Here is a 19,742-nt window from a genome sequence, read left to right on the forward strand (position 1 = left end):
ATTTACAGTGTAAACAGTATAGAGAAAGGCTGCTATGTATCTTTCTTTCAGGTAGCTTACAGTTTTGTAAGAATGGATAAAGTGAAAGAGGCGGATAAGATAGAAACAACTAAAACGTATAATATAGCTGATGTCATCCTATCCTTAAGAAAGGGAATAGTTTAAAAACAGAGGGAACTCGTTTACAATGGAGAGAAGAAGAACGGTGGAAGGTAGGTTGCTAGTATTTTGAAAAGTTTCAGCGATATTAACATCCAAAAGCTTTTTCCGGCCATTATTTATAAGCGTGGGCTGGAATATTATAAACGAGGAAAAGTAATGGATCTTTTATACGATCTTAACTACCAGGTCTGGACCGCTACCGTGAAAGGGTCAGAGGACTACTTTGTAGAAATAAATATGAGCCAATTTGCAGACGGGTCCATTGATACGTATTGTGATTGCCCTGCATTCGATACATTTGGCTCCTGTAAGCATGTTGCAGCAACCTTGATCGGTATTTCACAGAAAGAGACGGACCGCCCGCCAGCGCTCCCTCATTTTGATTACCAAACAACAAATCATTTTATCCAGGCATTGACGAATGTACCGCAAACGACGGCAACACATGATATTCTTCCGGAAAAAAGGGAGATGCAAGTCCAATACTTCTGTAGTTGGACTTTAGAAAACAGCCTGCAACTTGAACTTAAAGCAGGTGAGAAACGCTGTTATGTTGTCAAAGATGCTGGACTGTTCTTAGATAGTGTTTTAGATGGAAAAGAGCATTATTTTACAAAGGCATTTACTTATAGCCCTGACCAACATTATTTTAAACCAGAAGATTTAGCAATTTTTGAGACATTGCGGGAAATATTAAACAATGAGCAGATGTATGAGGAACAAAGACAATTTTCTTCTTTTCGGAACAGTAATAAGGATACTCGCTATATAACCATCCCACCATTAGCTGCGAAAGCTTTGCTTGAAGAGTTGGTAAATCGCGATTTTACGGTGGATACCATAAAGAAGAGTTATCATCCTGTAGAGATAGCGCAAGAAAAGCTACCATTTCAGTTTTCTTTATCAAAAAATGAGCGGAATGAATTAATATTAAATATGCCAGAACTTCGAGGTGGCACATACTTACGCCATTACCATATTCTTTTTTCTGATGGTGTGTTTTATTTTCCTTCGAAGGAGCAGATTCCCGTTGTCGAGCAGGTAAGCCAATTTGGATTATCTGATTTACAATTGCCAATAACGAAGCAACAAGCAGACACCTTCTTATCTGAAGTATTGCCTTCATTGAAAAAAGTCGGGGAAGTGGAAATTTCTGAGAAGGTAACAGAAGAAATCATTCAGCTACCTTTACAGGCAAAGCTGTATTTAGAAGTGAGCGACAATTGGATTGTTGGGAAACTGGAATATTATTATGGAGAACATTACATCAACCCGTTTGGTGGCAGGGAAGAGCATGACATCATTATTATACGGGATGTGAAGAAAGAGCAGCAGATCATGCAGCTAATCGAATATGCCAACTTTAAATATAATGGAAAAGAACTCTATATTGAAGCAGAAGCAGAGGAAGAAATTTATGATTTTCTTTATTATGTCTTACCATTGCTTGATGAACACTTAGAGCTATTCTTAACCTCGGAGATTCGCAGCTTTATTATGGATAGGGAGCCTATGCCGAATACAAGTGTGCGACTTGAATCTTCCTCTAACCTTCTGGAAATTGGTTTTGATATAGAGGGTGTGAAGGATGAAGAGGTTTCCAGTATCCTTCAAGCGGTAATTGAAAAGAAAAGATATTACCGTTTAGATAGTGGTGCCCTTCTTTCTTTGGAAGGGGAAGAATTCAGCTCTATGAAGCAGTTCTTTCAGGATATGGAAGTAGATAAAAAGGATCTAAATGATGGTAATATACATGTACCTGTTTATCGAGGGACACAAGTGGATGCATTGATTGAAACGAATAAAAATTATGATCCATCCTTTAGAAAGCTGCTGCATCAGCTTAAGTCACCAGAGGAACAGGTTTATCCATTGCCGGAAGAGCTTCAAGCGAATCTGAGGAATTACCAGCAAACAGGATTTCAATGGTTTAAGTCATTAAGTCATTACCACCTTGGTGGAATTTTAGCCGATGATATGGGCTTGGGTAAGACGTTGCAGAGCATTGCTTATATCGCGTCAGAGCCTAGTGATTTACCACATTTGATCGTCGCACCTTCCTCTGTGGTATACAACTGGAAAAACGAGTGTGAAAAATTTATGCCAAGTCTGTCTGTGGCAGTGTTGACAGGAACCCCTGCAGAAAGAAGGCAGCGGTTGGAGGAAGAAAAAGAGAAAGATGTCTGGATTACCTCCTATGCAACACTACGGCAGGACATTGAATATTACAGGCAGTTACGTTTTCAAACCTTGATTCTAGATGAAGCGCAGTATATTAAAAACTATGTAACCAAAACCTCTCAGGCGATCCGGGAAATTAATGCTGGTAGAAGATTTGCGCTAAGTGGTACACCAATAGAAAATTCAATTGATGAACTTTGGGCCATTTTCCAAGTGGTACTACCAGGTCTAATGCCAAGACAGCGAGAGTTCAAACAGCTCTCTAATGAAAAAATAGCACTTATCACAAGGCCGTTTATCTTACGAAGATTAAAGAAGGATGTATTGAAGGAGCTGCCTGACAAAATTGAGTCTGTTCATGTTTCAGAGCTGACTAAGGAACAAAAGGATCTCTATCTCGGTTACCATAGGCAATTGCAAATTGAAGCGGCACAGTCCATGAAAGAAAGTGGGTTCCAGCAAAACAGGATGAAAATTCTTGCTGGTCTTACGCGTTTAAGACAAATATGCTGTCATCCGTCCTTGTTTATTGAAAACTATGAAGGGCAATCAGGCAAGCTTGAACAGTTAATGGATACCGTTAGGAACGCCATTGGCAATGGGAAGCGAATGCTAATATTCTCGCAATTCACAAGCATGCATGAGATTATTATTCAGCAACTAGAGAAAGAAAACATTGAATACTTTTATCTTAATGGGCAGACACCATCCCAAGAGCGAGTGAAAATGAGTGAAAGATTTAATAATGGGGAGAAAAGTGTCTTCCTTATCTCCCTAAAAGCTGGAGGAACTGGTCTCAATTTGACAGGTGCAGACACGGTTATTTTATATGATCTGTGGTGGAACCCTGCTGTGGAAGACCAAGCGACAGGGAGGGCACACCGATTTGGGCAAAAAAATGTCGTTCAAGTCATTCGTCTCTTAGCAGAAGGGACAATCGAAGAAAAAATTTACGAGCTCCAGCAAAAGAAACGAGAACTAATCGATCAGGTGATCCAGCCTGGAGAAACCATGCTTTCAGGACTTAGCGAAGATGACGTCCGTGAGTTATTAAATATATAATAAAATCTCCAAAGCCAAATGAGCATTCGAATGAACGAAATTCGAATTCATTTGGCTTTTTTGCATGCCTTGGTTAGACCAGTGTGAACAGGGGAATAGTTAAAACAAAAAGAAAGGATGTTTACACGATGACAAAAAGCTTTGTGGCATACTTTAAATCGGAAAATGATGCAGAAACAGCGAAGGCTAAATTAGAAAAACTGCGAGTTTCCAATGTTTTGGTTGATGAACTACCTGAACCCAAAAAGCATAACGCTTATTTCCCTATTGTTGGTATGGGTACTCCTGGGACGATGAGCACGGGGACTGGAGTTATGGGACTAGGGGTGGCTGACGTTTCGGATAACAATCGAGAGGAGTATGGTCAAATAACACACTTATTGGAAGGGAAGGTAGAGGAAGAAGACTACGATCAAGCGATTTCCATACTGGCAGAGAGTAAAGGGTATAAAAATCAATAACGTAGTCTTTCCTTATCTTAACGAAGTGCGAATAGTTTTCTTGGCCGCCCTTTTTGGTAAGGCTTCTCTGACCCGGCTACCTTAATTATTTCTGCGGACAATAGCTTATTTATTGTCCGCTCTGCACTTCGTTTCGTCACGCTGTAATAGTTAGCCACATCATGAGATGAAAATGGTTTATTATTTCGCATCTTAATAAATTCAATAAAGTTATAGGATAGTTCATTGTTTAATTTCGCTTTATGGATCAGTGATTGATATAGAAAAGATGGGTTTATTTGTTTTTTCACACCCACAGGTCCGATACTCGCCTGACTTTCATTGACGATATAGCACGAGCTACCTTCCTCGTCAGTTGTCATCTCTAATGCGAGTAATGCATGTTCCTGCGCCTGCTGATGTGTAAGCCCAAGTCCAAAGCCAATCCCTACAGGCTCCTTGATCTGTTCCTCGATTTTTTGTAGCGGTGGGAAATTCCCAAAATGATTAGTTAAATAATTTAATAGTTTTTTGGAGCCTATTAATACCATATCATGCTGATTGTTACGTAAGGCTATGGCATCTTGTTGTGTAGCAAATTTCTGCAAGAAAGTGTCTAATTCAGCCTGCCTTCTAAAAAGAATCATTTCTTTTAGTGAGCTTGGCAGTTGCTCAAGATGTTTAAAACGGAAGTATCCAATGACGTGTTGTACGGATGTATTGTTATGGAAGGTGATACGTCTTTCCGCCGTATCGAGAGCAGATTTAAAGCATAGGTCAGGAGTCGTAATAAGGCGCACTGGGATGTTTTCTTGTTGCAGACGCTTGGCTATTTCGTTATAAGCTGTAAGTGCAAAGTCGATGCTTTGATCCTCCCAAAGTTTGCGATGGTGGTCCACTATGTTTTCTACAGTCTGACCATCCCAAACATCTTCATAGAATGGAAATAAGTCAACTTGTATTTCCTTTAATGGTGTAAGGACATGTTGAACTACTTCTTCAGTTGTCCCATCGAGTGAAATACGCTTTTGAGGAAGCATATCGGACAGTGACTGGAGAAGAGCGGTAGTTAGAATGTATTCATCGCAATAAATTACAATCGTTGAAAGGCGTCGCTTTTTTGTTTTTTCCTTAACAAAACAATAGGCAATGGACTCGGTAAATAGAAAGATATCACATAGGAAAGCCTGTTCTAACAACTCAGGAGTTTGATTAGCTTCTGTATAGATAAAGGGGAACAATTCGTAGTTGGAAAATTCCTTCTTTAATTTTTGAATTCTAACGACCACATTTTCTGGACCAAACACCGCTACTTTTGCCTTCATGACGACACTCCTATTAAAAATTAGATAAAGTAGATTTTGATCTTGTTATTACATAATCGATTGCATGCTTTCCTATTTGGGCAATAGTGTGCTGTCCCTCTGCGTTTGATGGTAAGTGGTCACTTAGCACAGTTATGTATACCCTTTCTTCCTTGCACTCTAAAATAGCAGCATCATGTTCTATTCCACATAACTCACCAGTCTTATGAAAAATCGTTACAGGCATACTAGGGTGTAAAAAGTTCGCAAGTTTATTCGTAAACTGTTGTTTAGCTAGTATACTCCTCATAAACTTTCTACTTTTACTAGATATGTAATGGTTATCCTCTTCAGAAATTGCCTTCAATAACGTAACCATATCCAAAGCAGTAGTATAATTTTCAAGTCCTTCTTGCTGTGCTTTCGTATCCATGAACTTCCGCTGTACGACTGTGTTTTTAGCGCCAAGCTGCTCTATCGTTTGATTAACAGCTTCCATTCCCAGTGATTCGAGCAGAACATTGGCAGCAGTATTATCAGATACGATTATCATAAGTTCTATTAAGTTCATATAGCTATATATATGGGAATTTGTAAGATAGGATATAATGCCAGACCCTCCTACAAACTGTTCTTCCTCTATGTAGACAAGTTTGTCAGGGTGTAACCGACCACTTTCTATTTGCTGGCATGCCTCGATAAAAATTGGAATCTTGGCAAGACTTGCAGCTGGGCGTAATTGGTGTTCGTTAATGGCTAGGCTTCCATCGCCTGAAGTAAGAAGGACAGAATACTGTGCTTGCGTTTCATGGATTTCTTCACGGATAGATGTTTTAAGTTGATCTAGATTCATACAATCATTATCCTTTCCAAGTAAAGTAGCAGATAGAAAATATAGATCGTGATAACGTTATCAATAGTCCTATCTAAGGAAACTAGGTATATTGTAGGTAGAACGAAATTGAAAACTGCAACAACATTTAATAATTAGTTATATAGTATTGAATTTTCGAAAAATTGTCAAGAATAGCTTATCTAAAGTTACCTTAAATGTTTATGGACAAGGGGATAAAGAAAAGGGATTAGCTTATAGCTAATCCCTTATACAGTGAACGAAGTAATATCTTTTTTATGCGCCTTAACTGGCAGTAAAGGTACAAATTGTTCAACTAACCCTTGTTGGTAGAAGTAGGGACACTCCCAACAAGCGAAATTTTACTTTAGTTGGTAATAAGTTTTAACTTCCTCTCTCAGCTGTCGTTTCAGAAACTTACCGACAGACGTTTTAGGAATGTTTTTTAAGAATAAAATATCATCTGGTAGCCAATATTTAGCAAATTGTGGCTCTAAGAAGGACAGTAATTTCTCTTTGGTGCCCTCCTCTTTTATTCCATCTTTTAGTACAACACAGGCAATAGGCCGTTCCTGCCATTTTGGATCTGGAATTGCGATGACACTTGCTTCCAAAACATCCGGGTGACTCATAATAGCGTTTTCAATTTCAACTGAAGAAATCCATTCTCCGCCGCTTTTAATCAAGTCTTTGGTACGATCAACTATTTTTATTGTTCCTTCTTCGTCAACTGTCACGACATCGCCAGTATGGAACCAACCGTCATGGAACGCTTGGTCACTGCGATCATCTTTATAATATTCACTTGCTATCCAGTTTCCGCGTAAAAGCAATTCTCCCATTTCCTGATCATCCCACGCGATATCTCCCGTTTTACCTTTTACCTTCATTTCAAGGCCTGGGACAAGGATACCCTGTCTAGAACGCTCTTTTATCTTTTCCTCCTGGCTCAACCCCTGTTGGTAGCTCTTCAATCGTGAAATAGTTGCCAATGGTGTTGTTTCTGTTGCTCCATATGCATGATAGAAAGGAATATTAAATTTTTCTTCAAATGCTCGTATTAAGCCGAAAGGTGCAGCCGAGCCCCCACATAGTACTGCTCTTAAACTGGAAGTATCATAGTCGCCAGACTCTAACTCTTGGAGAAGTCCTATCCAAATGGTTGGAACTCCAGCTGATATGGTAACCCGAAACTTCTCTATAAAAGATGCTAGCCTCTTTGGGGTGAAATGGGGGCCTGGCAATACCTGTGTAGAACCAAACCATGTACAGGCAAAAGGTGTCCCCCATGCATTAACGTGAAATTGAGGAACGACAGGCATGGATACATCCGACTCAGATAGCGCTGCTGAATCTGCTAAGCCTAGTGCGAGGCTATGCAGCACAATGCCCCTGTGAGAGTATGTGACCCCTTTTGGCTTGCCCGTTGTGGCTGAGGTATAACACATGCCTGCAGGATCATTCTCATCGATTTCTTTTGTAAAAGGAAATGCGGCATCGCCGGTGCTGAGTAATTCTTCATAGGAGTACAATGGGTGTAGGGATGAATCAGGAAGTTCTTGTTTATCTGTCATTACAATAAAGGCTTCAACAGTGGTCAATTCGTCCTTTATTAGTTCAACAAGTGGAAGGATGTCTTCATCAATTAATAAAATTTTGTCCTCTGCATGATTAATGATGTAGATGATATGTTCTGGGGTGAGGCGAATATTAATAGTATGCAATACTGCATGCATACCAGGTGCAGCAAAGTAAGTTTCTAAGTGACGGTGGTGGTTCCAGGCAAGGGTACCAATTTTATCTCCTTTCTTCGCACCAAGTTCTGCAAAAACGCTCATTAATCTTCTGACCCTTTCGCCAATCTGTTTGTAAGTCAACGAATGTAGCTTGTCATGTGTCTGGGAGTGCACAAGTTTTTTAGGGAAAAATTTCTCTGCATGCTCCATCATAGCTCCAATAGTCATCGGGACGTGCATCATTTCTCATCAACTCCTTAAAAGTAGTATAGTACTCGTTCAAATATATCATAATATTGTAAAAATAATAATAATTATATTAAGAAAGCAACGAAGTTAGATACAAATGTACTAATAATGTAGAATTCTGGTTTTGTTAATAACTAGAAATTATTGGTACAAAATAGGGAGCGTAAAAGGTGTCAAACCTATGTTACTAGCCAAATTTGATAGTAGGATAAAAGTCTCTGAGTTGGGAAAAGTTTGACAACTTTATAGATTCAAAGGTAAAATAAAATTCACTATAGAGTATAAGGGGGAGTTTGTATGAAAAAGAAAAACTATCTATTTTCATTTGCTATGATTTTAGTACTTGCCTTGTTCCTAGCAGCCTGCGGTGGAGATGACGAAGGTGATAAGGCCGATGGTGATTCTGCTGAAGGTGGAGAAACACCTGAGTTTTTACAAATGCTAACAGGCGGCACTAGTGGTACATATTACCCACTTGGTGGCGAAATGGCCAAAATCATAACTGACGAAACAGGTATGGAAACAAATGCAGTATCTTCAAATGCTTCTGCTGATAACATGATTTCTCTTCAGGATGGCGAAGCAGAGCTTGCTTTTGTTCAAACAGACGTAGCCGCAAATGCAATTGACGGTGTTAATTCTTTTGATGGCAACCCAGTAGACAACGTATCAGCAATCGGTTCTTTGTATCCGGAAACAATCCAAATCGTTACGACTGCTGATTCAGGTATTGCTTCAGTTGAGGACCTAGCAGGCAAAAAAGTCTCTGTTGGGGCACCTGGTTCAGGTACATTCGTTAACGCAGAACAGATTTTAGAAATCCATGGTATGACGATGGATGACATTGATCAACAGAACCTTGACTTCGGTGAATCCACTGGTGGGATCCAGGATGGAAATATTGATGCAGCTTTCATTACTTCTGGTACACCAACTGGTGCAGTAGAAGGACTAGCGGCTACTGTTGATGTTAGCATTGTTCCGATTGAACAGGAAAAAGTAGATGAACTAGTTGAAAAATATCCTTACTATGCAGCAGATACAGTTCCAGCTGACACATATAGTGGGCAGTCTGAAGAGGTAAATACAGTTGCTGTATTGGCGATGCTTGCTGTTACCAATTCTTTATCCGAAGATGCTGTTTACGATATTACGAAAGCGATTTACGAAAACACGGATGGAATGGCGCATGCAAAAGCAGAGTTTATTTCAACTGATTCTGCTCTAGATGGTATCGGGATTGACGTACACCCTGGTGCACAGAAATACTTTGATGAAGTAGGAGTAAGTGCTGAGTAAGTAACTTGTAGTTCCTTACTTCATAACGTTCTAGGGAAGATTTGGATACACGGCTAATTAGCCTTATCCTTTTCTTTTGTTAGGCTCATACTGCCAGTTACATAAAGGATAAACATGATGTGACGAGCGGCCGACTGTGAATCCTTTAGTCAGGAGTTGCGTCGGTCGCTCCATTTTTTCATGTTATGTAAGTAGTTCAGAGTGGAGGCTTGCTCTGCGTGCATTGCGTAATTCTTTAAGATTTCAGGTGGCAAAATGATGAAACACAATAAAAAGATAAAAGTTTCAATTCTAATTATTTTACTCGCACTTTTCTCTCTACTTCTATTTGTTCCTTTCCGAACAGCACTTGTATTTTATAAAGAAAATACAGAAGAGATTGAGGCCTTTCTTCCAGTGCAGGAAAGGGATACCTTTCAAATTATATTTACACACTCCATACACCTGACAGATGTGGTAGAAAAATACATTGTTATGGACAACCACGATATTAAACAGTACGAAATTGTTTACGAAGAGTTTGGGATTGGAATGCCTTCCAATGCTCAAGAAGGGGAGAAGTTTGAATATAAGGATGGAAAATACCATATAACAGACCTTGACAATATCTTTCCTTCAATGAATGTAAGAAACGGCAAAACGGTCTCAGAAAACCGCCTCGTATGGGGAAAGAACGATGAACATCTCGTTTACTTTAACGAATATTTTGAACCAGGAGCATGGTTTAAATTAAAGGTAGAGAAACTCTCACTATGGCAGTCTATGAAAGGAGTGAGCATCCATGAGTGATTCAACGAAAGAAAACCCAACCGAAACAAACCAGGAAGAGTTATTACAAAAATATGATGCAGAAGCAAATACAAGAAAACTAGGTGGCGTTGCTGCCAAAGTTGTTTTCTTTGGGTTACTTGCATTCTCTCTATTTCAGCTCTATACAGGTGCTTTCGGCCAATATACAGCATATATTCAGCGTACAGTTCACCTAGGGTTTGCGCTATCCCTAATTTTTCTTTTGTTTCCTGCCAGTAAGAAGAAGGGGAATAAAAAGAAGGTTGCCTGGTATGATTATATTCTCGTTTTATTATCAATCATCGTTTGTGGATACTGGCCGGTATATTATGACACGCTAGTTCAGCAAATTGGTGGAATCGACCAGGCGCAGGTAATCATTGGTGGACTTGCTATACTTCTGGTATTAGAGGCGACAAGACGAGCAGTTGGGCTTCCAATTACAATCATTGCTATTTTATTTATGATTTATGCATTGCTGGGCCCGGACATGCCAGGAGGACTTGCGCACCGTGGTCTATCACTTGAGCAGCTAATTGATTCCATGTTCTTTACAACAGAAGGGATCTTGGGAACACCGCTACAAGTTTCTTCCACGTATATTTTCTTATTCCTACTATTTGGTGCTTTTCTTGTACAAACAGGTGTAGGGAATTATTTCAATGACCTTGCTATTGCGCTTGCTGGAAAACGTACAGGTGGACCTGCGAAAGTTGCGATCTTTTCCAGTGCGTTAAATGGAACAATTTCTGGAAGCTCTGTAGCGAATACTGTTACAACGGGCTCTTATACCATTCCAATGATGAAAAAGCTTGGTTACCGACCTAACTTTGCCGGAGCGGTGGAGGCAGCCTCTTCAACGGGTGGTCAAATTATGCCACCGATAATGGGTGCAGCTGCATTCCTCATGATTGAGTTTGCAGGTGTTGGATACTGGGAAATCGCGAAGGCAGCGACAATTCCAGCTATTCTATACTTCTCTGGTATTTGGATTATGACACATTTGGAAGCAAAGCGAATGGGACTGCATGGGTTGCCTAAGGAACAAATACCGAGTAAGAAATCTGTATTAAAAAAAATACATTTGCTCTTGCCAATTGTGGCAATTGTTCTTCTTTTGTTCCAAGGCTATAGTATAGAGCGAACCGCATTATACGGGATAGGAATTACTATTCTAGTTAGTTTATTTAGAGCAGACACACGGATTACCCCAGGTAAATTCGTGATTGCCTTAACATCTGGTGCGAGAACCGCATTAGGGGTTGCTGCAGCTACTGCATGTGCAGGGATTATCGTGGGTGTTGTAACCAAAACGGGCCTTGGTTTGAAGCTTGGAAACAGTCTTGTAGATATTGCAGGCTCACTTGCAAGTTCACCCGAAACTCAATTGTTGTTGACACTATTCTTTACGATGATCGCTTCCATTATTTTGGGAATGGGATCTCCAACAACAGCAAATTATATTATTACTTCCACAATTGCATTGCCTGCAATCTTGGCTTTGAATGACCAGCTTGAAGTAGCAATTCCTGTTTTAGCTGGACATATGTTTGTGTTCTACTTTGGTATCGTTGCGGATATCACGCCGCCTGTAGCACTCGCAGCATTCGCGGCAACGGGTATATCTGGTGGGGAACCAATTAGAACAGGGGTAAATGCTTCGAAATTAGCGATTGGGGCGTTTATTATTCCATACATGTTCGTACTCCAACCACAGCTCTTAATGATTGATACCCACTTCTGGGAAATAATTTGGATATTGTTTACGGCAATTAGTGGGATGATTGCTATAGGAGCTGGCTTAATAGGATTCTGGTACCGTAAGTTGCACTGGACACTGCGAATCGTATCAGTAGTAATAGGGTTATTCCTCATCTATCCAGAAGGGAATACAGACTTATTCGGACTAGGAGCATTTATTGTCATGATTGTTATGCAGCTTGTCTGGAAAAAAGGAAATCAGACAGATAAGAAACAACAAGTAAGTGATTGATCTTTTCGACCAACATGTGTAGATGAAGGTGACCGGCTAACTACTCGTTAGCCCGGTCACCTTTTCAGGTTTATACATTAGGGAAGTATAAAATTTCAGCAAGGAAGCAAAGTCGACGCAGTTGAAATTTTGAGGTACCAAGTATAAGAAAATCGTACACATTCACCAAAGGACGAGCGAATGCGAGTTCTTCTAATAATATGCTCTGCGGTGTTACTTGAGTAAGGAGTATAGTAAAATAGGTAAAGTGAAACACAAAAGAAAGAAGGAAGAAGGATGAAGAAACAGCATGATTTTACACAGGGTAATATATTAAAACAGCTCATACTCTTTTCTGGACCTATCATGCTGGCGAACCTACTTCAGACGTCTTACCAGGTTGTCGACAGTTTATGGGTGGGAAATCTGCTGGGCGCTAATGCACTTGGTGCTGTCGCAGTATCAAGTACGATCGTCTTCACTGTATTATCTTTTGTTATAGGAATGAATAATGCGGCGTTAACTATCTTATCTCAACAAAAAGGCAAGAACAATGCTACTGGGTTGAAGAATTATCTTAACGCCTTCGTTGTATTATTAACAATAATTTCTATCGGGCTAGGTATTGCAGGTTTTTTCCTGACAGATTGGCTGTTATCCGTTCTGGGCACACCTGAAGAGATGATGGGTTTGGCTGCAAGTTATTTAAGGATTAATTTCCTAGGGATTTTATTTTTATTTGGCTACAATTTCATCAGTACTATATTACGTTCGATAGGTGATAGCAAGACACCGCTATTGTTCGTCGTAACCGCTGTTTGTTTAAACATCATCCTTGATCCTTTGTTTATCAGTTATTTCGGTTTTGGTGTCGAAGGTGCTGCATATGCAACTATTTTATCCCAAGGAATTTCCTTTATGGTTGGATTGGTATTCATATTACATCGTAAACTAGTACCTTTTACTGTACCTAAGCTTCCGCAGCAGCATGAAATTAAGTTGATTTTAAATCTAGGTATCCCTTCTGGTTTACAAATGGCTGTTATTTCTGCAGGAGTGGCAGCTATTATGAGTGTGGTAACAGGGTTTGGGTCTAGTGTTGTGGCTGGATTTAGTGCTGCGCAAAGGCTCGATAGTCTTCTCATGCTGCCCGCCCATGCACTTGGCACCTCTGTTAGTAGCATGGCCGGACAAAACATCGGATCTGATGACTGGGGTAGGGTAAATAAGATTGCTAAATACGGCGTTTTATATAATTTTACGATTATGCTCTTAGTAGGGCTCCTTGTATTTCTCTTGGCAAATTACGGTATTCGGTTGTTTATCGATGATCCTCAATCTATTGCTTTTGGTACCACTTATTTGCAAATCATTGCCTTTTGCTATCCGTTTCTTGGCATAAATTTCATTTTAAATGGTATCGTGCGAGCAGCCGGTGCAATGTATCAGGTATTGGCATTAAACATCCTATCCTTTTGGGTATTGCGCTATCCATTAACAGCGTTCTTTTCAGGAATGCTAGGTGATACAGGTATAGCGATTGGGATGGGGAGTAGTTTTCTTATCAGCAGTCTGGTTGCTTATTTGTATTACCGGTTTGGCGGATGGAGGAAGAAGGAACTGTTTAAGAAAAAGCATGGAGGATAAATATGAAACGTTTAAGTCTGGCTTTCATAGGAATTATTTCGGGTTTATTTTTAGGGGCATTCTTGTGGATCTTTCAAATTATAACGACAATAAATGTATATACATTGTTAATAAATGTTGACTATATTCCTGTATTGAAGGAATGGAATATGCATCCTATAATCGAACTTGTCTTGCATCTTATCGTATCGGTAATAGTTGTTTTTGTCCTATATGCTATTTTCAAACGATGGGGCATGCAGCATCGTGTGCTCCCATATGTGCTGGCCAATGGTGTTATAGGTGTTCTGCTTTATGGGACAACCTCTTTCTCTACCAGGACCCCAGCGCTTCTTGACTATTTCGCTATCTTTTATTGGATACTCGGGCATCTCTTATACGGCTTAATCGTTGGCATCTTCTTGCAAAAGCTAGAAAGGACGTTCCCATGAAACGAAGGAAACGTCACATAAAAGCAATTAAACGTGCGACAATACTATTTTTATTATTTAGTGGGATATTTTTAATTCTTTCCTTTTTGACGAGTGAGAAAAGTAATATTACAGAAAATAGTAGGAAGCCAAAGATTAGTGAGGAAATCAGACAGTACCAACCTTTAGTTAAAATGTATGCAGAGCAATACGGTGTCGAAGACTATATGGATGTCATCCTGGGAATTATGATGCAGGAATCTGGGGGGAGAGGTCAGGACCCTATGCAGGCATCTGAAAGCTATTGTGGTGAAAGAAACTGTATCGAGGATCCAGAGCTTTCAATAAAACAGGGGGTTTCATATTTTTCCAAAACATTAGATGAAGCGAGCGGGGATGTCCAGCTTGCTGTTCAATCCTATAATTTCGGATTAGGTTTTATTGATTTTGTTCAAGAACGGTCTGGGGAATACTCACAGGAGACTGCCATCGACTTTTCACAGCATATGTATGAACAGGACCCAGATAAAGAAAAATATCGCTGTTTGCGAGAAGGCTCACGAGAGCTAGATGCATGCTATGGAGACATTTACTATGTTAATGCGGTGATGGGGTATCGAGACGTCATAGAAGCAGAAGCCCAGTGAAACATGATATGATGAACAGACAGGAATAATGAACACCTAATCAAAGGGAGGTAAAGTTTATGGGGAAGGCTATATTCACGAATAAGGCACCTGCTGCAATTGGTCCTTATTCTCAAGCAATCCAGGCTGGCGATTTTATCTATGTTTCAGGGCAAATTCCGATTAATCCTTCAACAGGTGAGGTAGTAGAAGGAATTGAAAATCAAACAGAGCAAGTATTACAAAATTTAAATGCCATACTGGAAGAAGCAAAGGTCACGTTTGAAGATGTCGTGAAATTTACGATCTATTTGAAAAACATGGATGACTTTGCAACCGTAAATGTAATTTATGGAAAGTACTTAACTGAACCATTTCCTGCAAGAGCTACCGTAGAGGTTAGCCGTTTACCGAAGGATGTCCTCGTAGAAATGGACGTCGTCGTTTATCGCAAATAATAGGAGGTTTATATATTGGAAAACTTTACGTATCATAACCCAACGAAGTTAATTTTCGGCAGAGGTCAGATGGATGCACTGCCTAACGAGGTTGCACAATATGGAAAAAAAGTGCTTATTGTCTATGGCGGCGGAAGCATAAAGCGTAACGGAATTTATGATAGTGTACTAACTAAACTCGATGAAATTGATGCAGAAGTATTCGAATTGGCTGGAGTGGAACCAAACCCAAGAATTTCTACTGTACGTAAAGGGGTAGAAATCTGTAAGACTGAAGGAATTGAGTTTCTGCTTGCGATAGGTGGCGGAAGCACAATTGACTGCACAAAAGCTATCGCTACAGGTGCTAAAACAGATACAGATATGTGGGACATTGTGACTAAGAAAGAACAAGCAACAGACGCATTGCCTTTCGGTACAGTTCTTACTTTAGCAGCAACCGGTTCAGAAATGAATCGTGGCTCTGTTATTACAAATTGGGAGACAAACGAAAAACATGGATGGGGCTCCCCGTACACAAGTCCAAAATTCTCTATCTTGGACCCAGCCCATACGTATTCCGTACCACGGGATCAAACAGTATATGGCATTGTTGATATGATGTCACATGTGCTTGAGCACTATTTCCATCAAACGACAAACACGCCAATACAGGATAGATTCTGTGAATCAATACTGAAAACAGTAATGGAAACCGCGCCAAAACTGTTGGAGGATATGGAGAACTATGAATACCGTGAGACGATTATGCTAAGCGGAACCCTTGCTTTAAATGATATGCTGAACATGGGATTCAGAGGGGATTGGGCAAGCCATAACTTGGAACATGCTGTTTCAGCAGTGCATGATATTCCCCATGGTGGTGGATTGGCAATTTTATTCCCGAACTGGATGAAGCATGTCATTGATGAGAAGAACGAAGGACGTTTCAAGCAGATGGCAGTCCGGGTGTTTGATGTAGAGACATCTGGGAAGTCCGACAGGGAAGTAGCCCTAGAAGGAATTGACCAGTTAAGAGCATTTTGGAGTAGCATTGGGGCACCTGCAACGCTTGCTGATTACGATATTGAAGAGAGCAGCGTCCAGGACATGGCTGAAAAGACGGTTGTAGCAAGTCCGGAATTTGGAAACTTTAAGAAACTAACCAAAGAGGATGCTGTCGAAATTTATAAAGCAAGTTTATAAAATCCGACGAAATATTTCCCGGGAAATTGTTTTGTCATATTATGTATAGAAGAGCGTGGATTCGCTCATTATGAACGACTCCGCGCTTTTCTACATAAAAAAAGAACTGACTGTTTATTGATAAACGGCCAGTTCTTCTTTTATTGCTATTCGTATTTTATCTAAACATTCTTCAGGTGTGTTACCGAAAATGCGTCTGTTATTAATAAGTGCATATGGTTTTACCCTGCACAAACCGCAAAAGGATAAACATTCGTTCATCAAAACGGCTACTTCTGGAAATTCCTTTTCCAAAATTTCTTCTATATTAATTGTAGTGATTGCATTTCCGTCACAGACCTCAACTACGACTATACCCATACGATCACGTACCTTCTATTGAAATTCTATCCTAATATAGGACTCTGTTAGTTTTAGCATATATTTAAAAAGAAATCAATCGTTTGGTTTTTTGTAACGTGCTGGAAGTGTATAAAAGTTTGGCTAGATAGCGTAGGCGTAGTGAACCAACTTGACGGTTATTGCTCTGTCCGATCAACAAAACTCATGCTGACCCAGTGGCGTTTTCGCCATCTACGTAACATAAAGACTCCTCTCAGCCATTCATCAGCGATAAACGCAATCCAAATTCCAATGAGGCCAAGATCTAAAAAGATCCCGAAGAACCATGCAAACGTTACGCTGATTCCCCACATGGAAGCAATGCCAATATAGACGGGAAATTTTACATCGCCAGCTGCTCGTAATGAACTGATCATTACTAAATTAAACGCTCTTCCAGGCTCTAATATGACAGTCATCAGTAGAAGGAAGGCACCGGTTTCAAGGATGGTTGGGTTGTCTGTGAAAATGCCAAGTAACTGGTCGTGCAGTATATAGACGATGCCTGCTGTTCCCAAGGAAATGAAAATAGAAATTCGCAGGCTCTTAATCGCACGTTCATAAGCATCTTCTATCTTCCCTGCACCAATCATATGGCCAATTAAAATCTGGGTTCCTTGACCAATGGCAATCGAGAATAGAAAAATGAACATCATGATGTTTTGGGCATATACTTTGGTTGTAATAGCTACTGTACCAAGCTGTGCTACAAAGTATGTAATAACCATTTGACTAGCATTATAGGAAAGCTGTTCACCGGCAGATGGGATACCAATCTGCAGTAACCCTTTTACATGCTGCCTTGGATAGCGAAGAAATCGCGAAAAGTCTAGCTCACCTTGCGTACGTTTAATAAGAAGTAATAACAGTACAACAAAACCAATGAAACGGCTAATGGCGGTGGAATAAGCAACACCAGCTACACCAAAGACAGGAAATCCGAACGGTCCAAAGATAACGAAATAGTTTCCGACCACATTTAAGATATTCATACCAATAGTGACCATCATTGTATCCTTTGTATGTCCATAGCTTCGCAAAATAGCACCAGTTGTCATAATGAGTGCCTGAACAAAAATAAGTCCCCCAACAATTTGCATATAGGCTGTAGCTTCACCCATAATTTCATTTGGAAGGTCCATGATACGTAGGATACCTTTCGCGCCAAAAAACAGTGCGACACTTAACAGGAGGGAGAACCAGAGGTTTAAGCTAATCGATAGTACAGAAATTTCACCGGCTTGTTTGCTGTGATTCGCCCCAAGGTTTTGTGCAATTAATATTGCTGCACCTTGTGCTACGAAACCGAACATAACAATTACAACAGAGAGTATTTGGTTGGATACACCAACAGCGGCAACTGCCTTATCAGAATACTGACTGAGCATAAGTGTATCGGCATTTCCCATCAGCATGTGCAGTAGTATTTCGACAAAAATAGGCCACGTAAGAGCGAATAACGTGAGATGCTTCGTTTTATTTTCTTTCATTCAGACCCCTCTTTCCTTTTAAAATAAAGAATATATAATCATTAACTAATGGCTTTATAAATGCAATTTGGTTTTGGGCAATAAAGACAGTCTACCTTTTATTTGAGAAAATAAAAAGGTACAAATTTATTACATTAATACCTATCCCAAATTGGACAAGTAGTCCCTCGCCATCTAGAAGATGACAATAAAAAAATCCCAAGGGGGCAAAGGCTCCCTGGGATGCTATAGAGCGTCATGCATTTTTAAAAAAATCTACTCAGTAAAAAGGTGGTAAACTAGCTAATGTCGTGAGGCGGAAAAGGAATGCCTGTGTCTTCCACTATATTCATGTTTATACCATGTCACAAGCATGATAATACCGCTTATAATGAGTAATACACTTGTCACTAGAAAAACAGAAGAGAAGCCGAAAAATCCAGACAGCGCTCCGCCTAACGCAGGACCAATAATGTTTCCTAGGAAGCGTAAACTGGTGTTATAGCCGAGCACTTCTCCTTGCATGGAAAGTGGTGCCTCCTGCCTTATATATGCTATACGTACGGGTATAATGCCGCCAATTGAAATCCCCAGCAAGAATCTTAGTACTACTAGTTGCCAGATGTTTGTAACAAAGGCACCAGGTAAGTAGACTATCCCTGCCATGAATAAAAGGAAGATGAGAATCTTAATATAGCCTATACGATCACCTAACCTGCCCCATCTCCTGGCCATGAGTAAGTTGCCGAGACCGGCTGCTGAGAAGGCCATTCCAGAAAAGAAAGCAATACTCACTGGGCCATGTATTTCGGCGACGAACAATGACAGAATAGGCTGAATGCTAAAGTGTGCTATTTGCACAAGTACGGATATCAGCATAACAACAAGCAAGACGGGTTTTCTTATAATATGAAGAATGACCTCTTTACTAGAGTAGGATTTATAATCCGAATCATCTTCTGAAATTCTCAAATTCAGTTCTTTAATGCCAAAGAAAACAATAATAGCAGAAAGAAATACGGTTAAAGATACCCATTTAAAGGTGCTCGCATAGCCAAATGCATCTGCGAGGACCCCACCGAGTAATGGACCCATTAACGTTCCTGTAATACTCCCGGTTTGCAGGGTTCCTAAGACTTTCCCAGCAACTTCTTTGGGAGTTTGGGTGGAAATGAATGCCTGTGACATTGGGATAAACCCAGTTACGATCCCCATAAACAAACGCAATAAAAAAAGCTGCCAGACTGTTGTGGCGTAGCCCATTAAAAATACAGATAAACCTAATCCGATGGCTAATATAATGAGAATTCTTTTTCTGCCGTATTTGTCACCAATTCTTCCCCAGATCGGCGAAAAGAGAAAAGCAGATACGAACGTAATAGCAAAAATCCATCCTGACCAATTTTGTACATAAGCATCAGAGAAATTCCCCATTGATTCTATATATAAAGAGATAAATGGCAGCACCATCGTGATACTTCCGGCAATAAAAAAGTTAGCTAACCACATGATAGCTAAG

The 19,742-nt window shown here is 40.0% G+C and carries 16 protein-coding genes; 10 read left to right on the top strand and 6 right to left on the bottom strand.

The window, feature by feature from the left end; translation table 11 throughout:
* Positions 1–228 precede the first annotated feature (228 nt).
* On the top strand, positions 229–3,405 hold the full coding sequence (locus tag K3T81_RS01560; RefSeq protein ID WP_238017779.1) for a DEAD/DEAH box helicase: 3,177 nt from the start codon (positions 229–231) through the stop codon (positions 3,403–3,405).
* Positions 3,406–3,533: 128 nt separating this feature from the next.
* Positions 3,534–3,866, top strand: a complete 333-nt coding sequence (locus K3T81_RS01565) for a hypothetical protein (RefSeq protein WP_106898130.1) — start codon at positions 3,534–3,536, stop codon at positions 3,864–3,866.
* A 17-nt stretch (positions 3,867–3,883) separates the two neighbouring features.
* On the opposite strand, the gene K3T81_RS01570 is transcribed toward K3T81_RS01565, so the two are convergent.
* The 3 genes from K3T81_RS01570 to K3T81_RS01580 form a co-directional block, all read right to left on the bottom strand.
* Positions 3,884–5,170, bottom strand: coding sequence for a hypothetical protein (locus tag K3T81_RS01570; RefSeq protein WP_238017781.1), 1,287 nt, complete (start codon positions 5,168–5,170; stop codon positions 3,884–3,886).
* 13 nt (positions 5,171–5,183) lie between these two features.
* Entirely contained in the window at positions 5,184–6,002 is an 819-nt protein-coding gene (locus K3T81_RS01575; protein WP_238017783.1) for a serine hydrolase, read from the bottom strand.
* Positions 6,003–6,364: 362 nt separating this feature from the next.
* Positions 6,365–7,981: a long-chain fatty acid--CoA ligase gene (locus tag K3T81_RS01580; protein WP_238017785.1), complete on the bottom strand. Its 1,617-nt coding sequence runs from the start codon at positions 7,979–7,981 to the stop codon at positions 6,365–6,367.
* Between the two features lie 303 nt (positions 7,982–8,284).
* On the opposite strand from K3T81_RS01580, the gene K3T81_RS01585 reads away from it, so the two are divergent.
* The 8 genes from K3T81_RS01585 (at position 8,285) to K3T81_RS01620 (ending at position 16,373) form a co-directional block, all read left to right on the top strand.
* Positions 8,285–9,286, top strand: a complete 1,002-nt coding sequence (locus K3T81_RS01585) for a TAXI family TRAP transporter solute-binding subunit (protein ID WP_238017787.1) — start codon at positions 8,285–8,287, stop codon at positions 9,284–9,286.
* 258 nt (positions 9,287–9,544) lie between these two features.
* Positions 9,545–10,075 carry a DUF1850 domain-containing protein gene (locus tag K3T81_RS01590; RefSeq protein ID WP_234368387.1) on the top strand — a complete coding sequence of 177 codons (531 nt, stop codon included), beginning with the start codon at positions 9,545–9,547 and terminating at the stop codon, positions 10,073–10,075.
* The gene (locus tag K3T81_RS01595) at positions 10,068–12,068 is read left to right on the top strand and encodes a TRAP transporter permease (RefSeq protein WP_238017789.1); all 2,001 of its coding nucleotides are present in this window, start codon (positions 10,068–10,070) and stop codon (positions 12,066–12,068) included. The genes K3T81_RS01590 and K3T81_RS01595 overlap by 8 nt, the downstream gene beginning before the upstream one ends.
* A 276-nt stretch (positions 12,069–12,344) precedes the next feature.
* A complete protein-coding gene (locus tag K3T81_RS01600; protein WP_238017791.1) occupies positions 12,345–13,694 on the top strand; it encodes an MATE family efflux transporter in 1,350 nt (449 codons plus the stop codon).
* Between the two features lie 2 nt (positions 13,695–13,696).
* The gene (locus K3T81_RS01605; RefSeq protein ID WP_238017793.1) at positions 13,697–14,125 is read left to right on the top strand and encodes a hypothetical protein; all 429 of its coding nucleotides are present in this window, start codon (positions 13,697–13,699) and stop codon (positions 14,123–14,125) included.
* Entirely contained in the window at positions 14,122–14,751 is a 630-nt protein-coding gene (locus K3T81_RS01610; protein WP_238017795.1) for a lysozyme family protein, read from the top strand. The genes K3T81_RS01605 and K3T81_RS01610 overlap by 4 nt, the downstream gene beginning before the upstream one ends.
* A 59-nt stretch (positions 14,752–14,810) precedes the next feature.
* Positions 14,811–15,188: a RidA family protein gene (locus tag K3T81_RS01615; RefSeq protein ID WP_238017797.1), complete on the top strand. Its 378-nt coding sequence runs from the start codon at positions 14,811–14,813 to the stop codon at positions 15,186–15,188.
* A gap of 15 nt (positions 15,189–15,203) precedes the next feature.
* Positions 15,204–16,373: an iron-containing alcohol dehydrogenase gene (locus K3T81_RS01620; RefSeq protein WP_238017799.1), complete on the top strand. Its 1,170-nt coding sequence runs from the start codon at positions 15,204–15,206 to the stop codon at positions 16,371–16,373.
* 114 nt (positions 16,374–16,487) lie between these two features.
* On the opposite strand, the gene K3T81_RS01625 is transcribed toward K3T81_RS01620, so the two are convergent.
* The 3 genes from K3T81_RS01625 to K3T81_RS01635 all read right to left on the bottom strand — a co-directional run bounded on the left by K3T81_RS01625 (position 16,488) and on the right by K3T81_RS01635 (position 19,732).
* Positions 16,488–16,733 (bottom strand): YuzB family protein, encoded by a 246-nt coding sequence (locus K3T81_RS01625; RefSeq protein ID WP_036577616.1) that lies wholly within the window; start codon positions 16,731–16,733, stop codon positions 16,488–16,490.
* Between the two features lie 158 nt (positions 16,734–16,891).
* Positions 16,892–18,244, bottom strand: a complete 1,353-nt coding sequence (locus K3T81_RS01630; RefSeq protein ID WP_238017801.1) for an MATE family efflux transporter — start codon at positions 18,242–18,244, stop codon at positions 16,892–16,894.
* 282 nt (positions 18,245–18,526) lie between these two features.
* Positions 18,527–19,732 (bottom strand): MFS transporter, encoded by a 1,206-nt coding sequence (locus tag K3T81_RS01635; protein WP_106898117.1) that lies wholly within the window; start codon positions 19,730–19,732, stop codon positions 18,527–18,529.
* Between the last annotated feature and the right edge of the window lie 10 nt (positions 19,733–19,742).

The organism is Oceanobacillus jordanicus, from assembly GCF_022095695.1.
Lineage (GTDB): Bacteria > Bacillota > Bacilli > Bacillales > Amphibacillaceae > Oceanobacillus_B > Oceanobacillus_B jordanicus.